This is a genomic window from Mesorhizobium sp. M0768, from assembly GCF_040320195.1.
In the GTDB taxonomy this organism is placed as follows: Bacteria; Pseudomonadota; Alphaproteobacteria; order Rhizobiales; family Rhizobiaceae; genus Mesorhizobium.
Genome location: NZ_JAMYPD010000015.1, coordinates 1 through 17337, shown reverse-complemented (window position 1 = coordinate 17337; position 17337 = coordinate 1). Strand labels below are relative to the sequence as shown.

The 17337-nt window shown below is 57.8% G+C and carries 15 protein-coding genes; 4 read left to right on the top strand and 11 right to left on the bottom strand.

Going from position 1 to position 17337, the window contains the following annotated elements:
• Position 1: 1 nt before the first annotated feature.
• The 11 genes from NKI08_RS19360 to NKI08_RS19310 all read right to left on the bottom strand — a co-directional run bounded on the left by NKI08_RS19360 (position 2) and on the right by NKI08_RS19310 (position 12547).
• Complete coding sequence (locus tag NKI08_RS19360) at positions 2–934, bottom strand: glycosyltransferase family 2 protein (protein WP_352771524.1); 933 nt, start codon at positions 932–934, stop codon at positions 2–4.
• Positions 931–1809 (bottom strand): glycosyltransferase family 2 protein, encoded by an 879-nt coding sequence (locus tag NKI08_RS19355; RefSeq protein WP_352771522.1) that lies wholly within the window; start codon positions 1807–1809, stop codon positions 931–933. The genes NKI08_RS19360 and NKI08_RS19355 overlap by 4 nt, the downstream gene beginning before the upstream one ends.
• Positions 1802–2803, bottom strand: coding sequence for a polysaccharide deacetylase family protein (locus NKI08_RS19350; protein WP_352771520.1), 1002 nt, complete (start codon positions 2801–2803; stop codon positions 1802–1804). The genes NKI08_RS19355 and NKI08_RS19350 overlap by 8 nt, the downstream gene beginning before the upstream one ends.
• Positions 2800–4362 carry a glycosyltransferase gene (locus NKI08_RS19345; protein WP_352771518.1) on the bottom strand — a complete coding sequence of 521 codons (1563 nt, stop codon included), beginning with the start codon at positions 4360–4362 and terminating at the stop codon, positions 2800–2802. The genes NKI08_RS19350 and NKI08_RS19345 overlap by 4 nt, the downstream gene beginning before the upstream one ends.
• A complete protein-coding gene (locus NKI08_RS19340) occupies positions 4359–5456 on the bottom strand; it encodes an NAD-dependent epimerase/dehydratase family protein (protein ID WP_352771516.1) in 1098 nt (365 codons plus the stop codon). Before NKI08_RS19340 ends, NKI08_RS19345 begins: the two co-directional genes overlap by 4 nt.
• Positions 5453–6553, bottom strand: a complete 1101-nt coding sequence (locus NKI08_RS19335) for a Gfo/Idh/MocA family protein (RefSeq protein ID WP_352771514.1) — start codon at positions 6551–6553, stop codon at positions 5453–5455. Before NKI08_RS19335 ends, NKI08_RS19340 begins: the two co-directional genes overlap by 4 nt.
• On the bottom strand, positions 6537–7529 hold the full coding sequence (locus tag NKI08_RS19330) for a glycosyltransferase family 2 protein (RefSeq protein WP_352771512.1): 993 nt from the start codon (positions 7527–7529) through the stop codon (positions 6537–6539). Before NKI08_RS19330 ends, NKI08_RS19335 begins: the two co-directional genes overlap by 17 nt.
• On the bottom strand, positions 7526–8452 hold the full coding sequence (locus tag NKI08_RS19325) for a glycosyltransferase family 2 protein (protein ID WP_352771510.1): 927 nt from the start codon (positions 8450–8452) through the stop codon (positions 7526–7528). Before NKI08_RS19325 ends, NKI08_RS19330 begins: the two co-directional genes overlap by 4 nt.
• A gap of 59 nt (positions 8453–8511) precedes the next feature.
• The gene (locus NKI08_RS19320) at positions 8512–9483 is read right to left on the bottom strand and encodes an NAD-dependent epimerase/dehydratase family protein (RefSeq protein WP_352771508.1); all 972 of its coding nucleotides are present in this window, start codon (positions 9481–9483) and stop codon (positions 8512–8514) included.
• Positions 9480–10688, bottom strand: a complete 1209-nt coding sequence (locus tag NKI08_RS19315) for a glycosyltransferase family 2 protein (protein ID WP_352771506.1) — start codon at positions 10686–10688, stop codon at positions 9480–9482. Before NKI08_RS19315 ends, NKI08_RS19320 begins: the two co-directional genes overlap by 4 nt.
• A 452-nt stretch (positions 10689–11140) precedes the next feature.
• Complete coding sequence (locus tag NKI08_RS19310) at positions 11141–12547, bottom strand: polysaccharide biosynthesis/export family protein (protein ID WP_352771504.1); 1407 nt, start codon at positions 12545–12547, stop codon at positions 11141–11143.
• 70 nt (positions 12548–12617) lie between these two features.
• Here NKI08_RS19310 and NKI08_RS19305 point away from each other — a divergent pair, with 70 nt between their 5' ends.
• The 4 genes from NKI08_RS19305 to NKI08_RS19290 all read left to right on the top strand — a co-directional run bounded on the left by NKI08_RS19305 (position 12618) and on the right by NKI08_RS19290 (position 17097).
• Positions 12618–12935 carry an inositol monophosphatase family protein gene (locus NKI08_RS19305; protein ID WP_502898838.1) on the top strand — a complete coding sequence of 106 codons (318 nt, stop codon included), beginning with the start codon at positions 12618–12620 and terminating at the stop codon, positions 12933–12935.
• 361 nt (positions 12936–13296) lie between these two features.
• Entirely contained in the window at positions 13297–14151 is an 855-nt protein-coding gene (gene cysT, locus NKI08_RS19300; RefSeq protein ID WP_352771502.1) for a sulfate ABC transporter permease subunit CysT, read from the top strand.
• 312 nt (positions 14152–14463) lie between these two features.
• Positions 14464–14745 carry an exopolysaccharide production repressor protein gene (locus tag NKI08_RS19295; RefSeq protein ID WP_352771501.1) on the top strand — a complete coding sequence of 94 codons (282 nt, stop codon included), beginning with the start codon at positions 14464–14466 and terminating at the stop codon, positions 14743–14745.
• Positions 14746–15222: 477 nt separating this feature from the next.
• Entirely contained in the window at positions 15223–17097 is a 1875-nt protein-coding gene (locus tag NKI08_RS19290) for a Wzz/FepE/Etk N-terminal domain-containing protein (RefSeq protein ID WP_352771499.1), read from the top strand.
• Positions 17098–17337 lie beyond the last annotated feature (240 nt).

Here is a 17337-nt window from a genome sequence, read left to right as displayed (position 1 = left end):
TTCAAACTGAAGCACGCACGAGTTTCCGCCGAATCCGGCGCCGTTGCTTTGCTGTCCACATCATGATCTTCAGGATAAGCCGGTCGGCCCTGCTTCCGATCGTCGGCGGCGCGACGTAGGGCGCACGCGCCAGCCGCAGCGTCCATCGGACGTGGAAGCCTCGCAGTCCACTTTCCTGCAAATGTTGCGCGACCCAGTCGAGGAATGCAGCGCGGGCAGGGTATTTCCCCATGCGGTCGTAGACCCCTCGCTCAGCCGCCGCCGACGTCGAACCGGAATGCTGCCGATAGCGTGCCAGAGTTACAGGCGTGACAAAGACGGGAAAACGCAGGAATAGCTTCGCCCATAGAGCCTGGTCTTCATAGAGATCGAAGCGCTCAAAGCCGCCGACCGTGCTGATCGCGCTCTTCCGCAAGAGCACCGAACAGGTACACGGAACGTGCCCGTTCTGTATCAGCAGAAGTCGCCTCAGAAGCCGCGGGGGCTGGTGCAAACGGCCGGCAAGCCCGTCCGTCGGCTCGACCCAATCGGGGCGCTCACCGTCTGGATACCACCATGTTGTCGGCCCGAAGATCATTGCGGCTTCCGGGTTGGCATCGGCTGCCGCCAGAACCGTCCGGAGCATATGCGGTTCGTACAGATCATCTGCGTCCAGGAAGGCAAGCAAATCGCCGCTGCCGGCCTCTATTCCGGCGTTTCTCGCTGCCGCCGCGCCACGCTTGGATCCGGGAGGCCTGTTCAGCACCTTGATCCGAGGATCGGCCGCTGCAACATCATTGGCGATCCTGACACTGTCATCCGTCGAGCCATCGTCGACCAGCAAAAGCTCCCAGTCCGCAACTGTCTGGGCTTGGACGCTGGCGATCGCTTCGCCCAGAGTTGCCTCCGCATTGAGGAAGGGGGTTACGATCGTCACTCGCGGCAGGGAAGTCATCGCCGAAGCCATCCTTTGATACTTCGCTTGAGCACCTTACGGCGCTCGCGCGCAAGCGCTTTCCAGATTGCTGAACGAATGCGGAAAGAGGCGCCCTTATCCGCCATTGTGCGATTAAGCCATTTGAGAAACGTGATACGCGCGGCCTCGTCAGTGCCTGCATCAGAGCAGGCAACAGAGCAACTTTCAGAATGCTGGCGGTATTTTGCCCAGGTCCGGCCGGACACGTAGGCGGGCGCGAATGCGAGCGCCTTGGCAAAGAACGTCTGGTCCTCGAACATCAGGGGAAAGCTGTTCTCGAACCCCCCAAGCGTTGCGAATAAGCTTGAACGCATCAGGGCGTTGCAAGTTGTCGGCGTCTGGGCCTCGTTCTGAAGCAGCAGCTCAAACAGCACAGGCGGCTCGTATCGGGTGTCTGGTTCGACGCCGAGCGGGTAGTAGAAGTCCGCGCGGTCAGCAGCCTCTTGCCAGCTATGCCAGATCAGAGTCCGCCCATAGATCATGCCAAGCGCCGGATCGCTTTCCATAATAGAGACCTGGTCGGAAAGCTTTTCGGGCAGCCATGCATCGTCTGCGTCGAGAAATGCGACATAGGCGCCGTGCGCTTCCGTCAGTCCACGGTTGCGCGAGGCGCTGATACCGTGATTGCCATTGTCATGGTGAGACAATAGTCGCACCTTGCCCGGCAGCCGCTGCTCATAACCGCGTATGATGGCGGACGACTGGTCAGTCGAGCCATCGTCGACAATGAAGAGTTCCCAGTCGGTGAAGCTTTGACCTACAATGCTGTCAACAGCTTCCCGGAGATAACTCTCACCATTGAACACGACTATAATTGCCGTGACACGCGGCTGTCCGCCTGAATTGTCAGCCATGGCATAGCACCATGCGCCGAAAGTCAGCTTCACCCCAATCGGCGACCGTAACGCGGGGCAATCGGAAAGGGTCGACGCGAGGCCCAGCTTCACGCGGCAGCGTAGTTACTGCATAGTCCATGCCAGCAGACCTTACGGCGTTGGCGGTGTTGCCATCGAAATCTCCAAACGGGTATGCGAATCCCACCACCCGCCGTGCTGTAATCTTCTCGCATTTTTGGCGGCTGCCTGAAATCTCGCGTTCAAGATCGTCCCGTTTCAGTAGCGGCAAGGATGGGTGCGTACAGGTGTGGGCGCCGATCGAAATGCCATCGGTGTCGGCAAGCTGCCGCAGCTCCGAATGCGTCATGGCGCGATCGCGCCCTCGGGGACTGGCGTCGGTTCCTGCCCATCTTGCCAGCCGCTCCAGGGCCTTCTGGCGTTCGTGTGCACTCAACGGCTTCAGCAGTGCGTGCAAGTCGAAATGGAGCGTCGTGCGGTTGATCGCGTTATTGGAGTCCGCCGGCATTGCGTCCTCCCAAACGCGCCAGTCATAGTTTCGGCCAGCGATCTCGATCTCCAGAGTGTTGGGGAGAGCAGGCATCTCCAAAATGATGCGGGATAGAATGTCCCACCAGAACACTGAGGGATCGGTGATCGCATGGGTGGTGACGAAGACAGTCGCAGGACAGTTCATACGCCGCATGATCGGCACGGCGTTTTGGAGGACATCCGCGTAGCCGTCGTCAAAGGTGATTGCCACCGCATTTCTCGGTGACCGTCTCTCGCCAAGCCGTTGCGCCAGCCATTGCAGGGGAACAATGTCCCGCGCTTTCGTAAGAAGTTCGATCTGGCGTGCGAAATTTTGCGGCGAAACCGCGAGTTCCCAAGGATCGACGAACGGTTCTGCGACGCGGTGATACATCAGCACGATAGGTCGACCGAAACCGGCAAGCAGACGCCCCCGTCGCAGCAATTTGCTGACAGTTTGACGCGCTGTCACGGCGCCGCTCATCGCCTGAAAGCCCGCGCCGCGACTATTACCGGACAATAGGGGTCGTGCACATCAAGTAATGCCGAATTCAGCTCATGTTCCGCCAGGCCGTAGAGGAAGGCCGTAGCAGAATACGCGTTTCCATAGTGACTGACTTCGACGTTCTTCGCCCCGAACCTGTACGCCAGAAGTCGCGTTAGGGCAGCCGGAGTTATCGACCAGAACCAGCTCTCGCCCCATTCTCCCCTGTCAATCGGGCTGACCCAAGGCACTGTAATCAGGAGTACGCCTCCCGGCTTCAGGATCCGCCACAGGGTTGCGACTGCAGCAGGTAGATCGAAAAGAAGGTGCAGGGTCTGGGTGAGTACGATACAATCGAAGGTCTCGGACGGCAGATCGTCGCTATTCGCCAGATCACCCACGAAGGTTGTCAACGGGTGGCCGTTATAACGGTTCAGAACATCGCTTGCGGTAACCCGACTGCCTCCGAACCGCAACGTATAGGCGTTGTCGCCGATCTCCAGGACCCTGCCGGATATGTTCAACGAACAGGACGCGAGGAAAGTCTCGACATAGCGGCGGTCCAATGGCTTGCCGCGATCAAAACCGAACTCCGTGCTGAAGGGTACAGTACGCTCGAGGTCACCGAACCGGGCGCTCGAGCGGTGCCGACTTGACCGGCGCCTGAGACGATGCCGGAGCATCACAGCGGTCTGCAACGGCGCCGCAAGCGAAACGGCGATCGTGCTGCTGAGTTGACCGACGAGTGAAGAGCGGAACCGAAGCGCTGTACCAAGCTGTCCCAGTTGCTTGTCCGTATAATAGCACTTCCATTTTTCGACACCCTGACGGTAGGCGGCCGCCCAATCCGGATTGGTCTGCGCGACGTCCCGCTGCCGGCGAAGGACCTTCAGCGCCGCGCGCAACATCATCGGATTGCTGTTCGACATATTCGTTGCGTGCCGACGGTAATCTGCCAGGTATTCCGGAATGCAGGCCACCTTGTTCGCCCGAGATAGGCGAAGGTAGACGTCGTAGTCCTCGCACGCCCGCAGTGACCGGTCAAATCCGCCGGCCGCTTCCAACGTCCCGCGGCGATAGAGCACCGTCGCATGCATTCCAATCAAGTTGTCGGTCAGGAAGCATGCATACGGGTCCTCGCCCACCGACCTCAGTGGTACAGTATTCCTGACTGCACCGGCCTCGTCGATGTCGCGGAAGGCACCGTAGACCAACGCGCAATCGGGATTGTCGTGAAACAAGGCAAGATTGGTGGCCAGCGCCACCGGGCGCAGCCTGTCGTCAGCATCCAGGAAGGCAATGAATTCGCCGCGCGCTGCCGTCATCCCGGTGTTACGGGCAGCGGCCAAACCCTGGTTTTTTTGGCGGATGTAGTGGACGTCGTCATATCGACGAACAACAGTTTCGGGATTGTCCGACGACCCATCGTCCACAATGATGATCTCATCCGGCTTACGGGTCTGGTTGCGGACGCTGTCGATCGCTTCGGCAAGGAACCGCGCATGATTGTAGGTCGTGATGACAACTGAAACGCTGGATGCAGCGGGGCGGGTGGTCATCTCTCACCCGCTCCGTTTCGGCAGGTCGGGTAGCCGGCAAAGGTCAACCAGCCGACAGATCGCCGACATGCTTCCTCGAAGCTGACAGCCGGCTGGTACCCGAGCTCACGCTCGGCCTTGCGCCATGGAAGTTTCGTATGGCACTGGTGCAAAAGTGCACGCTCCTCCGATACCATGACCGTTGGGGCCGTAGTCGCACCGGTCGCATTGCGTCCTGCCCTCCGCCACTCGGCATAGCCTGCCTTCAGTCCGCTGCGAACAGGCTGTGGCAGGCTTCGGACAAGCCGCCGATATCCCTGGCTTTCCTTCAGTCCTTGTTTCCATCTCGGAGCAAATGACAATGGCGCTGAAGCCGAAATCGCGGCCAGGTCGAACCCCAGTGCCTCGGCGATCGGTCGGCAAAGATCTGCCCAACTGATCTCTTCCCGGTCTCCGATCAGATACGTTCGCCCAGAGGCCTCGGGCACTTCGATGGCGAGCTTGATCGCGTGAATGACATTGTCGACATAGGCGCTGTTGCAGATACCACGACCGCCATCCACTAGGTAGGCGGAACCGTCAATGAGCTCGTCAGCGAAACCACCGGTCCAACTGGAGCGTGGGCCAAAGACAATTCCGGGCCGCAGCACCACTACCTGCACCGCGCCGTCGCGTGACAGTTGTCCGAGACGGCGTTCGGCATGAATCTTCGCATTGTTGTACTCGATCGTCTGATCGTCATGCAGCGCGCTCGTTTCGTCCGTCCCGGGCGGGGGCGATTGGCCATGAACGGAAGCGCTGCTGAGATAGATCAGACGAAGCACGCCGGCAGCGGCGGCTGCACGATAGACGGGCTCGATAGCATCGACGATCGTGCGGGCGTCACCGGCAACTGCATGTAGGACGTACTGACAGCCCGTAAAGGCAGCGGTAAGAGCCTGAATATCACGCGCATCCGCCACCATTGCGTCAATCGCAAAGCGAGACAGACTGGCGAAAGCATCCGGCCTGCGAACGATCGGCCTCACATTCGCCCAGCCGGAAAGTTGCAGCAACTCCACGGTGCGGCAACCTATGAAACCGTTGGCGCCAAGCACTGCAACAGGGCCGGTCATTGTCTGGTCCCGGCGGAAGCAGCGACATGGAGCAATTCTTCCGGACCGAGCCACGGCATCTCCATCAGTTTCCGTCTGGCATAGCATCCTTCGACCAGATCGACCACATTGCGCCCAACACTGGCCGGCACGGAAAGGGGGGCCCCATTTCGGACCGCATCCACCAAGCCCGAAATCTGATCGCAAAATGCATCGACAAAATCGCGCGACCGGCCGTCGGCATTGGTGAAGGAAACGCAGCCTGTCGTGCGACTTCCATTCAAGGCGACCTCCACGGTCTCGGTCTCATTGACTGTCCAGGAAATCGAGCCACGTTCGCCCTCAAGGCGGTACAGATTCGGGCGAGCCCAATCCCGGCTCAACCTGACCGTCGCGTCGAAGCCGCCAAAACGCAGCCGGACAAGGCAGTTCGCCTCGACGCCGCCCATTGCGTCATCGGCGTAGTGGATTTCGTCGGGTTCTCCAAACCACCAGGTCAGGAGGTCAAGGCAATGCGTGCCGATATCCTGAAGCACACCACCACCGGACTCCGCGAAGCTGAAATAGCTCATCGAAGCCACCGGCCACTGGAAGGAGCCGCCCTCGAAACAACTGACGCTTCGTAACCGTCCGATCATTCCGCCCTCCAGCATGGCCTTTATCGACCGCGTCGCAGGGAACTGCCTTCTGACGAGCCCTGTTGCCACATGAAGATTGTTGGCTGCCGCTGCCGCAAGGATACGAGCCGCCTCGGAGCTGCTCGTGGCCATCGGCTTTTCGCACAGAACATGCATCCCGGCTTCCAACGCCTGTGTCGACTGATCAGCGTGATATCCAGGTGGCGAAGCAATGATCGCAATATCAGCGTCCATAGCCAAAAGGCCGTCGAAACTGGCCGCAACCTTGGCTGAGGGCAGTCGCGCCTGAACGAGTGCGGCCTGCTTCGCATCTGGATCGAATATCCCCGCGACTGTAACTTGGCCTCTGCTTTGAAGGCGTGAAAGCGCTTCCGCATAGTAGAGCCTTGTGACGGCTCCACATCCGGCCAAAACGAGCCGGACCGGTTCATCTTCCCGGAGTCCTGCAGGCCGCTGCTCGGTTTCAACTAGGATGGACAATCCTGCCTCCCTGTCTTGCAACGAGCCGCAGCATACGACCAAATGTCTTGAGTGAGGGATCGAAGCGGAACGCTTCGCTCATCTGCGCCAGGCATCCAGCCCAATCGCCGGCGCCGAACAGTCGCCGCGCAGTTTCGAGAGCGCTTAGCGCATAGGTCAGCCGGGCCGACGCGGCGACATCGTCCGCAAGCTCGGTTGGAAGATAGCTCTTGAAAATATCGATCGCCATTCGCGTGTAGGCCATGTCCTCGGCACTTCTGATATGGCGCCCTGTGTTCGATTGGGGGTGCATCCGATAAAGTGCAAGGGCCCGCGGTTCGTACCAGACAGGAAATTGAGAAGCTATGCGGACCCACATCTCCCAGTCTTCACTGCATTTGAGCCGCCGGTCGAAGGCGCCGAGTTCTTCGTAGACCGCGCGGCGCACCACGATTGATGGCGTCATGATGTGCTGTTCCAGCGCCAGTCGAACCGCCGCATTCTCGAGCCGTCCGGGGCTTGACTGCATTACAGGCGGGATCGACAGCTCCTGTCCCTGGGCATCCATGAAGATCGCCCGGCAGAATGCCGCGCCTGTACTCGGGTCCGCATCGAAGCCTCGTCCGAGCAATTCGTAGAAGCCGGGCCGAACGGCGTCGTCGCCGTGCAGGAGATGTACGAGTTCGCCCTGGGCACGATCCAGGCAGGTATGAAAGTTGCCGATATGCCCCAGATTTTGCGGCTGGTGGAAAAAGCCAACGCGGTTCCCACCGATTTCATTCAAGACCCTTTGCGGATCATCGGAGGAACAGTCGTCAACCACCTCGATTTGCATTTGAGCCGGGCCGGGGTCCTGCGCCAGCACACTTTCCAGCGTTGCGGCAAGAAAGCAGGCGCAGTTATAGGCGGGAATCATCACTGACCATTTCGGGCGAGCAGCCTCCCGTGGCAACGGCGAGATCGGATCGCGATACTCGAAGTCACGGACCGCCGTCATCTCTGGTGCACCGAGGACTTCAGCAGGTGCAGCCCCAACCCGACAATATCGCGTTTGGCCACGTCGGTACCACCGCTGCGAAGGCTCCGCAGGAAGCACGATCTGGCCGATGGCAAATCGCCTTCTACCAGATACCGCATTGACCATTCATAGAAGTAGCGGGAGCAGCCGCCGCGGGCAGAATTTGCCCCCTGCGTGTCCATGACCTGCGCCATGCGCCGGTAGAATCCTTCGATCGCATCCAGCTTGGGTCGGTTTGGCAATGCCGATATAAGTCCGCCCGGATGCAGACGGTAGACACCTGCTACCTCATCGACAAAAGCGAGATCTGCTGTCCTTGCGCAAAGCACATACAGCGGCCAGTCAGTAATCGGAAAGAAATCAGCATACCACCACGGCACATTTCGAACGCACGCGGTTCGCATCATGCCAGCGCAAGTTGCGAAAGGATTGCCTTCCCAGATATCCCTTTGCGTCACGATGGGTTTCTGGTCCGCCCGCGTCCACCGCGTCGATGTGAACTCATCGCCATCCGCCACGACTGCATTATAGAATATTGCGGAGAGTTCCGGGTGCGCGTCGAGATGGGCCGCCTGATCTTTCAGCTTAGTCGTGGATGTCCACAGGTCGTCGCCATCGAGGATTGAGACGTAGCGCCCACGCGCCATCCGGAGTCCTCTCGCGACGACTTCGTTCGATCTCACATTACTGCCGGAATATATCGCCGACAGCCTTTCAGGATGGTTGGAAACATATCCCTCGACAATCTTCCGGGTTCCGTCGGTCGAAAAGTCTTCACTGATCAATATCTCGACACCGAAATCGGCCTCTTGCATGAGAGCGCTGTCGATTGCAGCCGCCACGTAGCGTGCGTGATTGTAAGTGACAATAAGGACGGTCACGCGAACCGTTGACTCATTCACCTTCCGCTCCACAGTGCATGCCGCCCGCCTATCTCAGATCATGCCGATCATTGCTGGCTCTAGATCGCGTGAGCTGCCCTCATTTCCGCAATTCCACCATTGGCCTCAAACCAGCGCAATGTGCGTACGAGACCCTCTTCATAGGGCACTTTGCACGACCACCCCGGCAGGATTCTTCGGCATAGGGTCAGGTCAGGACGCCGGTTGGTCGGATCCTGGGGCACCGGCTCACCATGAACGATGGTCGTTCCGGGAATGAGGCCCGCAACATACTGCGCGATCTCAAGCACCGAAATTTCCCGGTCGTTTCCTACGTTGACTGCTCCCACATGATTGACGTTCTCCAGCCAGAACAGCCGTTCGAGCCCATCGACAATATCGTCGACATAACCCCAGCTGCGGGTTTGGAGACCATCACCATGGACGACGATCGGCTTGCCGGCCAACGCATTGGCGATAAAGTTGGAAACAGCACGCCCATCATCGGCTCGGGTGCGCGGGCCGTAGACGTTAAAGAGCCTGGCAACCCGCACATCGACGCCGCGGACACGGTTGCTTTCGAAGAGGAGCGCCTCGGTGCAGCGCTTGCCTTCGTCGTAGGAAGAGCGCGGGCCCGTACAGTCCACTGACCCCCGATACGTCTCGGGCAGCGGGTTGACCAACGGATTTCCATAAACCTCCGAGGACGACGCAAAGCAGATTCGCCCATCCTTTTTGAGCAGCTTCAAGAGCCGCATAGCGCCAATTAGATTTGCTGAGACGGTGCGCTCGGGCTCCCGCATATAGACCGGCGGCGACGCGGGCGAGGCAAGATGAAAGATCTCGTCGAATTGGAAATCGGATTTGAAATGCTCCACCTCGGAGCGGACCAGCACTAGGCGTTGATCTCGGATATGACCAATGTTTTCTGCTCTGCCGGTCCATAGGCTGTCGACCACAACCAGCATGTCCAAATCGTTTCTTTTGAGAAGCCGGTCGACCAGGTGCGACCCGATGAATCCTGCTCCTCCAGCCAGCAACAGCTTTTTCATCTCATGTCTCGAAGGGGACATAGGCTGTCCGAATTCGTGTCCTCGCTGGGCATTGCAAGCGTCCCTTCTTCGGGAAGCCGCGTCAAATAGGCTCCGCTTGGTCCAAGCTTCTCGTCCATTATAGCAAGATTGCTGAGCACCACGCGGTAGTCGGCTTTCTCGGCGGAATCCGCAAACTCATGAATAGAGTAGTTCCAAAAATTTCCTCCGATCTCAGAGCCGTTTTCCCCTGAGCTGCGGTCCTCGCTTTCCGGTTGGGGGAGTGCTCGCTTCACCTTGCGCAGGAAAATGGCCGCAAATGCGGCAACGAGTTTCGCGAACTGCACAGGTGATCGCCAGAGCATTTTGGTGCAGTTCCTGGCGACAGCAGCAAATCGGCGCGTCATCAGCCCAAGCTTGGCAATCTCGACATCGGTGCGGAAGATCGCATCCAGCAGGACCGGCTTCACCGCCTCTGTGCAGCGGGCAAGTACGCTCTCGAGCACCATCCGACGCGAGATGAGCATTCGCACGAAATCTGCCGACATATTCCCTGGCGTTCGGCGGTATCCGACAAGATGCTCCTCAACGACGCCGAAACGGTATTTGGAGGCAATGCTCTGTTGGATGAAGAAGTCCTCGCAACCCTCTGCACCGCTCTCGCGCAGTCGCGAGGAGTAGCCACCCATTTCGAAGAGAACATCGCGCCGAAACATCACCGAACTGCCGTTGCCGATGAAATTTTTTCCGAGATGCTGCATGAACACCCATCCATTTGGGTGCGTCTGCTTCGGCGTGATGATCACCATATCATCGGCATCAATCGTCCGGTAAAGTGTGTAGACAAGCCCTAGATCATTGCCAGCCGCAGCGAAAACACGCAGCTGCTTTTCGAGCTTGGTCGGGTGCCAGAGATCATCGGCGTCTACAGGCGCTATAAAGATGCCTTTGCTTGCCCGCACCCCCGCATTCCGCGCCGACGCGACGCCACCATTCTTCTGTTGGAGCAAATTGATGCGCCGGTCGCCATCAGCCAGTCGTCGAACGATCGATGCTGTTGCGTCGGTCGAACCATCGTCAACGACTATTATTTCCATATTTTTATGCGTTTGGGCGAGCACGGACGCCAAGGTACGCTCGATGAATGGCTCTGCGTTGCAGGCAGGGATAATAACCGCCACGAGCGTGTGGGCAGAGTGCTGTGAATTGCCCGGCAAATCCGCCATCCCTAGTCGCGCCGGAAGGAAGAGAATTGCGATCGCGCCCATATTGGCCAGAAATGATTTTTGGACGAGATATCAACAAGACAATCAGGCAGCCTGAAGTTCGCAAAGACCTGACGAGAGATTGACGGACAGAGTGTCATCTAAACCCTTCTCCGTTGGTGTGTGCAGGCGTCCGCAAAAACCCACTGAATCTCTTTGCTTTTCAGCATTCTTCGTCTGCTGCTATCCGCCGCAACCTAGGCACAGAGTTGCTGGGATCAGTCGTTCACGCATATATTAGCCGAAACTACTATTCGCGCCAAGGAGCTGAAACCGATATAGCGACGGCGGTGGCTCTATCTCCGCGTAAAAAGGCGGAACCAAGTCCCGGGCCGTCATCCACTTCAAGTGCTCCGGCGCCGGCAGCAGCTTGCGGGCTTCGTCCTCCGTTTGGATGAACGCCATTTAATCAGTTAGTTCGCGATCGCCGCTCCCGGTGGGGCCTGTAGCGTAATTGTGATGGTGTCACCCGGAGCGAGCAGAGTATCTTCAGTCGCCTCGATCGTCGTTGCCTTTCCGTCATTGGAACGGGTTATACCCATCATAACCCGGCGGCCCCCTTCGGCCAAAAGGTCGCTGCGCAGCTGCCTCACGTAGGCGATTTGTTTGGCCAATGAATCCATCTCAGCCCGCATTTCCATCATCGCCGCGCTTTCAGTCTGCAAGTCAGCCAACAGGTTAATTCGACCCTGGTCGGTAAGCTTCTCAAGGCTGCGCTGCAATTCCCCTTGGTCGCGTTCAAGTCGAGAGATCTCAGCGTTGGTTTGCAAAGCGCGGGTCGCTGACAAGAGCACTGCGCGTTGAGCATCGTTGATCATTGTGATCTGGATCAGACCTTTTTCGAAGAGCTTCTTGAGGCGATCAAGTTCAGCCGCATCCGCTGCCGCGCCAGCTTGATCCGCCTTCTGCTGCTCCTTCAGGTAGCCCATCCGTTCCGCCGCCTTGGTCGTGGCCAACTTGATTGAAGCGCGCTCCTTCTCCTGATCCACATAGAGAGCTTCAAGATGCTTCTGTTCCTGCCGCAAAGCTTCGTCGCGACGGGGTTCGAGGCTCGGGTCACGTTCTGCGTCCGGAACCTCGATCGCCCTGGCGCCGCTCAGCTGCGCCTCTATTCGAGCAGCCTTGATTTGGCTTTCCTGATACTTGATGCGCAAAACGTAGAGGCGGCCGCCAAGGTCGGCTACTGTCAGCTCAGGGTTTTCAACCTCGCCGCGACCGAGCTTATAACCGCCGCCAGCGGCCACAGCTTGTCGGACAGCCATTCCTGGTCGGAAGGCCTGAGTCCCAGGAGAGGCAATGTCCCCGTCGATATAGACCGGTCGGTATTCCTCAATATCAACTATAATCTGATCTGGATAGAACCCCGTCCAATTCTCAGTGCCGTCAGCGGATCGTTGCGGAAGGGACTTCGGTTTTAGGACCTCGATTACCTCCTTGCGAACATCCTCTATTGTCTTCTGGCGAACCTTTAAGGGGCCCAAGACCGGCAACACAATTATACCGCTCCGGTCGATCACAGCTCGCTTTTGCATCTCGGGATAGCCTATGACCGCGAAGCCGATCACGTCGCCAGTCTGCAGGCGGTACTCGTCAACGTTGTACTCCTGTGCTAGGGCAGGGCCATTCGACAGATTCGCGTAGACGAACAAGAGTAACAAGCATGCGAGCGCGGCGCAGCTGCCTGCTCGCCAGCACACCGATCTATTCAACATTCGCGCTCTCGTGTGTTCGAACGGCTGACAGTCATACACATAACCAACCAATTCAGCCCCTTGTCGCAACGCATTTAATGGATCGAGCAGTTGCGGATCGAGCAGCATCTCAGCTGCTCCAACCTGCCATGAAAATATCGAGTTCACTGTGTCCGCGGTCACAGCGAGTGACGCTGATATGCCTCATTTATCCCAGATAAAGCTCGGTACAAAAGTCGCACAGGCGGAAGAGTTGGACGGGATCGACATAATGGACTGTATGCTTAGCGCCGTTCCCTCAGGGCCATCGCTGAAGCTCTGGCGTGTAGCGGCAGGCGAGACGGACACCTATCTCCGGCCAGGCAGAACCATGGAGTGGGACACGGCGGCTGGCGACGCAGTCCTTCGAGTTGCTGGTGGCATCGTCCTTAATCTCGAGAGACCTACAACAAGGGGGCGCCAACGATCAGATGTCGATTTTGCAAATCTTGTCGCTCACGGCGACGCAGAATTCTAGTCGGAAAAATTGGGCTCAGAGGCTCGGTGTAGTCCCCGATTGCTCCACGAGCACACCGCGGATGAAAAGCACGCCTCGTTCTGTCGACGGAGGATTGTGAAGAGGGAAAGCGTGAGATGCTGCACGATATGGTGGCCACGAATGGATGAAGAGCCAGAGTCGCCGGAAATTGTGGTGGCGGCAGGGGTGAGCGCGTCGGAGGAGCTGGCCGAACAGGTTATCAACTATCTCGGGCATCACGGCTACATCGACCGATGAACCGCGCTTTTCAGCCAAGTGCCACACGTCCGGCGCTATCAAATGGGTGAGGAAGGCATCTTCGACCAGATCTGCGAGCTGACCCAATGGGCAACAGGGTATCATGACGATCGCTCGCGCCGTCGCCGCGCGGTGGCGATTCAGGCAGCCGAGCGTCATTCCGGGTTTCGGATTGACGCTCGGCTTCTCGCTTGCCTACCTTACCCTCATCATCCTCATTCCCCTGTCCGGGCTGATCTGGCGCTCGGCGGCGCTCGGCTGGACCGACTTCTGGGCGATCGTCACCAACCGCCGCACCATCAACGCGCTTGAAATCAGCTTCGGCACCGCCTTCATTGCCGCCGCCGTCAACGTCGTCTTCGGCACGATCGTCGCGTGGGTGCTGGTGCGCTACAGCTTTCCAGGCCGCCGTATCGTCGATGCCATGGTCGACCTGCCCTTCGCGCTGCCGACGGCGGTTGCCGGCATCGCGCTGACCACGCTTTACGCACCGAATGGCTGGATCGGAAGCCTGCTGACGCCGCTCGGCATCAAGGTCGCGTATACGCCGCTCGGCATCGTCATCGCGCTGATCTTCATCGGGCTGCCCTTCGTCGTGCGCACTGTGCAGCCGATCATGGAGGAAATCGACAAAGAGGTAGAGGAAGTGGCCGCCACGCTCGGCGCCAATCGCTTCCAGATCATCAGCCGTGTTCTGCTTCCCGGACTGGCACCGGCCATCGTCACCGGTTTCGCGCTGGCCTTCGCGCGCGGCGTCGGCGAGTACGGCTCGGTTATCTTCATCGCCGGCAACCTGCCCTACAAATCCGAGATCGCACCGCTTCTGATCGTCATCCGGCTCGAGGAATACAACTATCCGGCGGCAACCGCGATTGCAGCGATCATGATGGTGCTGTCATTCTTGATGCTCTTGATCGTCAACCTGGCGCAGTCATGGACCCGCAAGCGTTATCGCTGACGTGGCCATCGCATCGCCGATCGGAAGCGCCACCGCCGACCAGCGAGCGACCGGTCGCGCGCTACCTGCTCATGGTCGACCAGGCACCGAGCAGGGCTTCGGCCATTTGGTCGAAACGCTGGCCATCTGGCATTGGTCGCATGGGGCGCGGCCGCCATATCCGCCGAAAGCGCCTTGGCAAAGGTTGGGTTTTTATTCGCATCTCCTAATATTTGATCGCTCTACCCCGTTCCGATATGTTATGATGGTTAACGCGTTGAGGGCTGAATTGCCAAGGAGCGCGTCGCGCGAGCGGCTGCGAGTGGGACGGCGATGTCCTTTTTGCTTTTTTTGCGCGGCTTTATCATAGTACTGTCGGCATTCGCCATCAGTACATATTTGCTTACCGCCTCGCTTTGGAGTACGTTTGTCCAAACGTTAATTTGTGGGATCTTGATACAGATTGGGTACTTTGTTGCGGTAATGCTGCTAGTGTGGCGCTCGGTCTCCAAAAAATCCGTGATTCCGAAGCCAAATACCCCACGCGATGAGTCTGAAAGGGAGCAACTGCCGAGCCACTTAGTCAATAAGGTGGACCACTCTCCGCCTTTATAGGCTCCGGCTGTTTAGAGTAGGATGATCAGCAGGATGACACTCCAGATCACGATACAAAATGTGACTGCAACCTGTCTTATTCGGACACCTGAGAGGCGTTCCGCGAGCGGCCAAATGCGCCCAGAACTCTTATGGTGATCGATATCGTGCGCCGGTGATCGACGAGTCATTCCAATCGACGTCCCTGTTTCCGCAGGACAGGCTCAACTTAGGCCCGGAATCTCTTGCTCAGATGTTTTGCCATTTGGCAGTACGACTTGATTCTTCCTTTAATTGGATCGCATGACGTGTAGCGGAATTGCAGACAGCATGGGCCGCGTGAGTTTCATTATTGCAATCCGAGGTTAAGATTTTACGTCTTTGGCGAGGAGCGGCTCCCCCGGCGTCGATACTGAATTTCGAGACGGTCAGACAATGTGGTATAGTGTTCGTCACTACGTATACGCTGCCAGTTTCATCCCACGGGTTTGAAGGCTTATGCTCCGCGAAGTTGAAAATCAGCACCCGGATTCTGCCTTTTTTTTTGGCGATCCTCAGTCGGCAACGATTGATCTCGAAACACTCGTGGCGGCAGCGCGACGGCAGTTGAGGTTCGTCCTTACATGCGCTCTCGTAGGCCTTGTGCTGGGGCTAGCGTATCTTCGGCTCGAGGTGCCCTTGTACGAGTCGACGTCCAGAATCCTGATCGACAAGAACCAGCCTTCCGTCGTGACGAGATTAACAGAGAGCGGAAGCTCCACACAGCTTGATCCGATGATGCTGAGCCAGGTCGAATTGTTGCGTTCCGACCGCATCGGGCTAAAGGTCGTTGACAGCCTCGGCCTTGCTACCGATCGCCCTTTCTTGTCAGCGCCGTATTCGTTGCTCAACAGTCTCACAGGATCGGTCGCTCGGGTGGTGCGGTCATTCATCGGCAGTTCCGACGAAAGCGGAGCGCCGGAAAAATCGAGTGCGGCGCAAGGACCCGATCCTCGGTGGCAGGCATTTGACATTCTGGCTGAGAATATAACGGTAGATCGTGTAGGCGATTCTTACATTCTGCAAGTCCAATTTTGGTCGCCTAGCGCTGAAATGGCGCAAAAAATAGCTAATAAGTATGCGGAAATCTATATCTCTGACCAAGTCGGAGCCAAAGATGAGTCGATTATCCGAGCTCGCAGTGCACTGGCGGAAGAGCTCGAGACGGTGCGGAAGCGATCGGTCGACGCCGAGCTCGCAGTCCACAGGTTCCGAACAGACAATACGCTGACCAAGGAAACGCTGGTTACCTTGAGCCAGCTCGAACTTGAGGCGTCCTCTCTCAAGTCGCAATATGAACAGGTCCTGCAGCAGTACCAGGCCAGCCTGCAGAACCTTTCGATGGCGTTGACGGAGGCGCGGGTTATCTCGGAGGCACCATACCCCAGCAGCCCGAGTTCTCCGAACAGCCGTCTTGCGTTGGCCGTCTGCGTCGTGCTCGGCGGCATGATTGGCGCCGGTGTGGGCGGAATTCGAGAGTACCGGGAGCGCTTTTTCCGCACGAGGGGTCAAGTGCGCGATGAGCTCGGACTTGACACGCTCGGAATGATCCCGTTGCTGGACGGAAAGCCAATTCGCCGAAACAAGCATGATCGTGCGACCGAAGAGCCGTCATTCATCGAGGTGGGGAACAGCGCTTTCAACTGGGTAGAGCAACATCCGCGCTCGGAATTCGCTGAAGCGATGCGAACGGTGAAAGTCGCTGTTGATGTCGAGTTACGAGGGAAGAGCACCAAGGCGATCGGCATCATTTCCTGCCTCCCGGGAGAAGGGAAGTCGCTGGTCGCGGCTAATTTTGCGATGGTTCTCGCTATGCAGCATTGTAGGACGCTGTTGATCGATGCCGACATCCACAATCCGGGCTTGTCCCCTATGTTAGCCAACGGCTGGGAACGAGGCCTGGCCAACTTGTTGGCTGGACACTTCAACGCGACAGACTTGCTGGCCCATCAATCATTGCCATTGCGGTTCCTGCCCGGCGTGAACCAGAGCCAACAAAAGCTCGCAAAGACCGTGCAGCCTATCGAGAAAATGGGAGACTTTCTGCTCAAGGCGGGCTCTACGTTCAATTACGTCGTCGTTGATTTGCCCCCGTTGGCTCCAGTCGCGGACGTGAGGTCCTTTGTCCAGCACCTCGACGGCCTTATTCTGGTTGTTGAATGGGGCGTGACCGCTCGTACATTCGTGCGCGAAAGCCTCAACAATCCGATCCTTGCGGATAAATGTATTGGCGTTCTGCTTAACAAGGTCGATCTCAAAAGAATCAAGCTGTATCAAAAGTTCGGCAGTGCCGAATTTTACAGTGAACGTTATAGTCAGTATTACCAGACTTAGTTGTGGAGCAAGCATTGTTTGTCTTAAGCAGATAACCCATGGAAGGCTGTGACGAACAAAATCCTCGAATGCCGAGAATGACGACTAATGATGTTCGTCGGGGCCTATCCGTGCGAGACGCAGGAAATGGTGTTCGATGACCTGCCACGGGTAATTTCCTCCAACTGAGATTAGAGTCCGGCCTCGATTGAAGGACGGACTGATGAAGAGAAAGCGGTTTCCGGAAGAGCAGATCATCGC

Bases quoted from the DNA above. Each gene is read 5' to 3' on its own strand.
- NKI08_RS19360 (WP_352771524.1), bottom strand. From the start codon at position 934: ATGACTTCCCTGCCGCGAGTGACGATCGTAACCCCCTTCCTCAATGCG.
- NKI08_RS19355 (WP_352771522.1), bottom strand. From the start codon at position 1,809: ATGGCTGACAATTCAGGCGGACAGCCGCGTGTCACGGCAATTATAGTC.
- NKI08_RS19350 (WP_352771520.1), bottom strand. From the start codon at position 2,803: ATGAGCGGCGCCGTGACAGCGCGTCAAACTGTCAGCAAATTGCTGCGA.
- NKI08_RS19345 (WP_352771518.1), bottom strand. From the start codon at position 4,362: ATGACCACCCGCCCCGCTGCATCCAGCGTTTCAGTTGTCATCACGACC.
- NKI08_RS19340 (WP_352771516.1), bottom strand. From the start codon at position 5,456: ATGACCGGCCCTGTTGCAGTGCTTGGCGCCAACGGTTTCATAGGTTGC.
- NKI08_RS19330 (WP_352771512.1), bottom strand. From the start codon at position 7,529: ATGACGGCGGTCCGTGACTTCGAGTATCGCGATCCGATCTCGCCGTTG.
- NKI08_RS19320 (WP_352771508.1), bottom strand. From the start codon at position 9,483: ATGAAAAAGCTGTTGCTGGCTGGAGGAGCAGGATTCATCGGGTCGCAC.
- NKI08_RS19315 (WP_352771506.1), bottom strand. From the start codon at position 10,688: ATGGCGGATTTGCCGGGCAATTCACAGCACTCTGCCCACACGCTCGTG.
- NKI08_RS19310 (WP_352771504.1), bottom strand. From the start codon at position 12,547: ATGCTGCTCGATCCGCAACTGCTCGATCCATTAAATGCGTTGCGACAA.
- NKI08_RS19305 (WP_502898838.1), top strand. From the start codon at position 12,618: ATGCCTCATTTATCCCAGATAAAGCTCGGTACAAAAGTCGCACAGGCG.
- cysT (WP_352771502.1), top strand. From the start codon at position 13,297: ATGACGATCGCTCGCGCCGTCGCCGCGCGGTGGCGATTCAGGCAGCCG.
- NKI08_RS19295 (WP_352771501.1), top strand. From the start codon at position 14,464: ATGTCCTTTTTGCTTTTTTTGCGCGGCTTTATCATAGTACTGTCGGCA.
- NKI08_RS19290 (WP_352771499.1), top strand. From the start codon at position 15,223: ATGCTCCGCGAAGTTGAAAATCAGCACCCGGATTCTGCCTTTTTTTTT.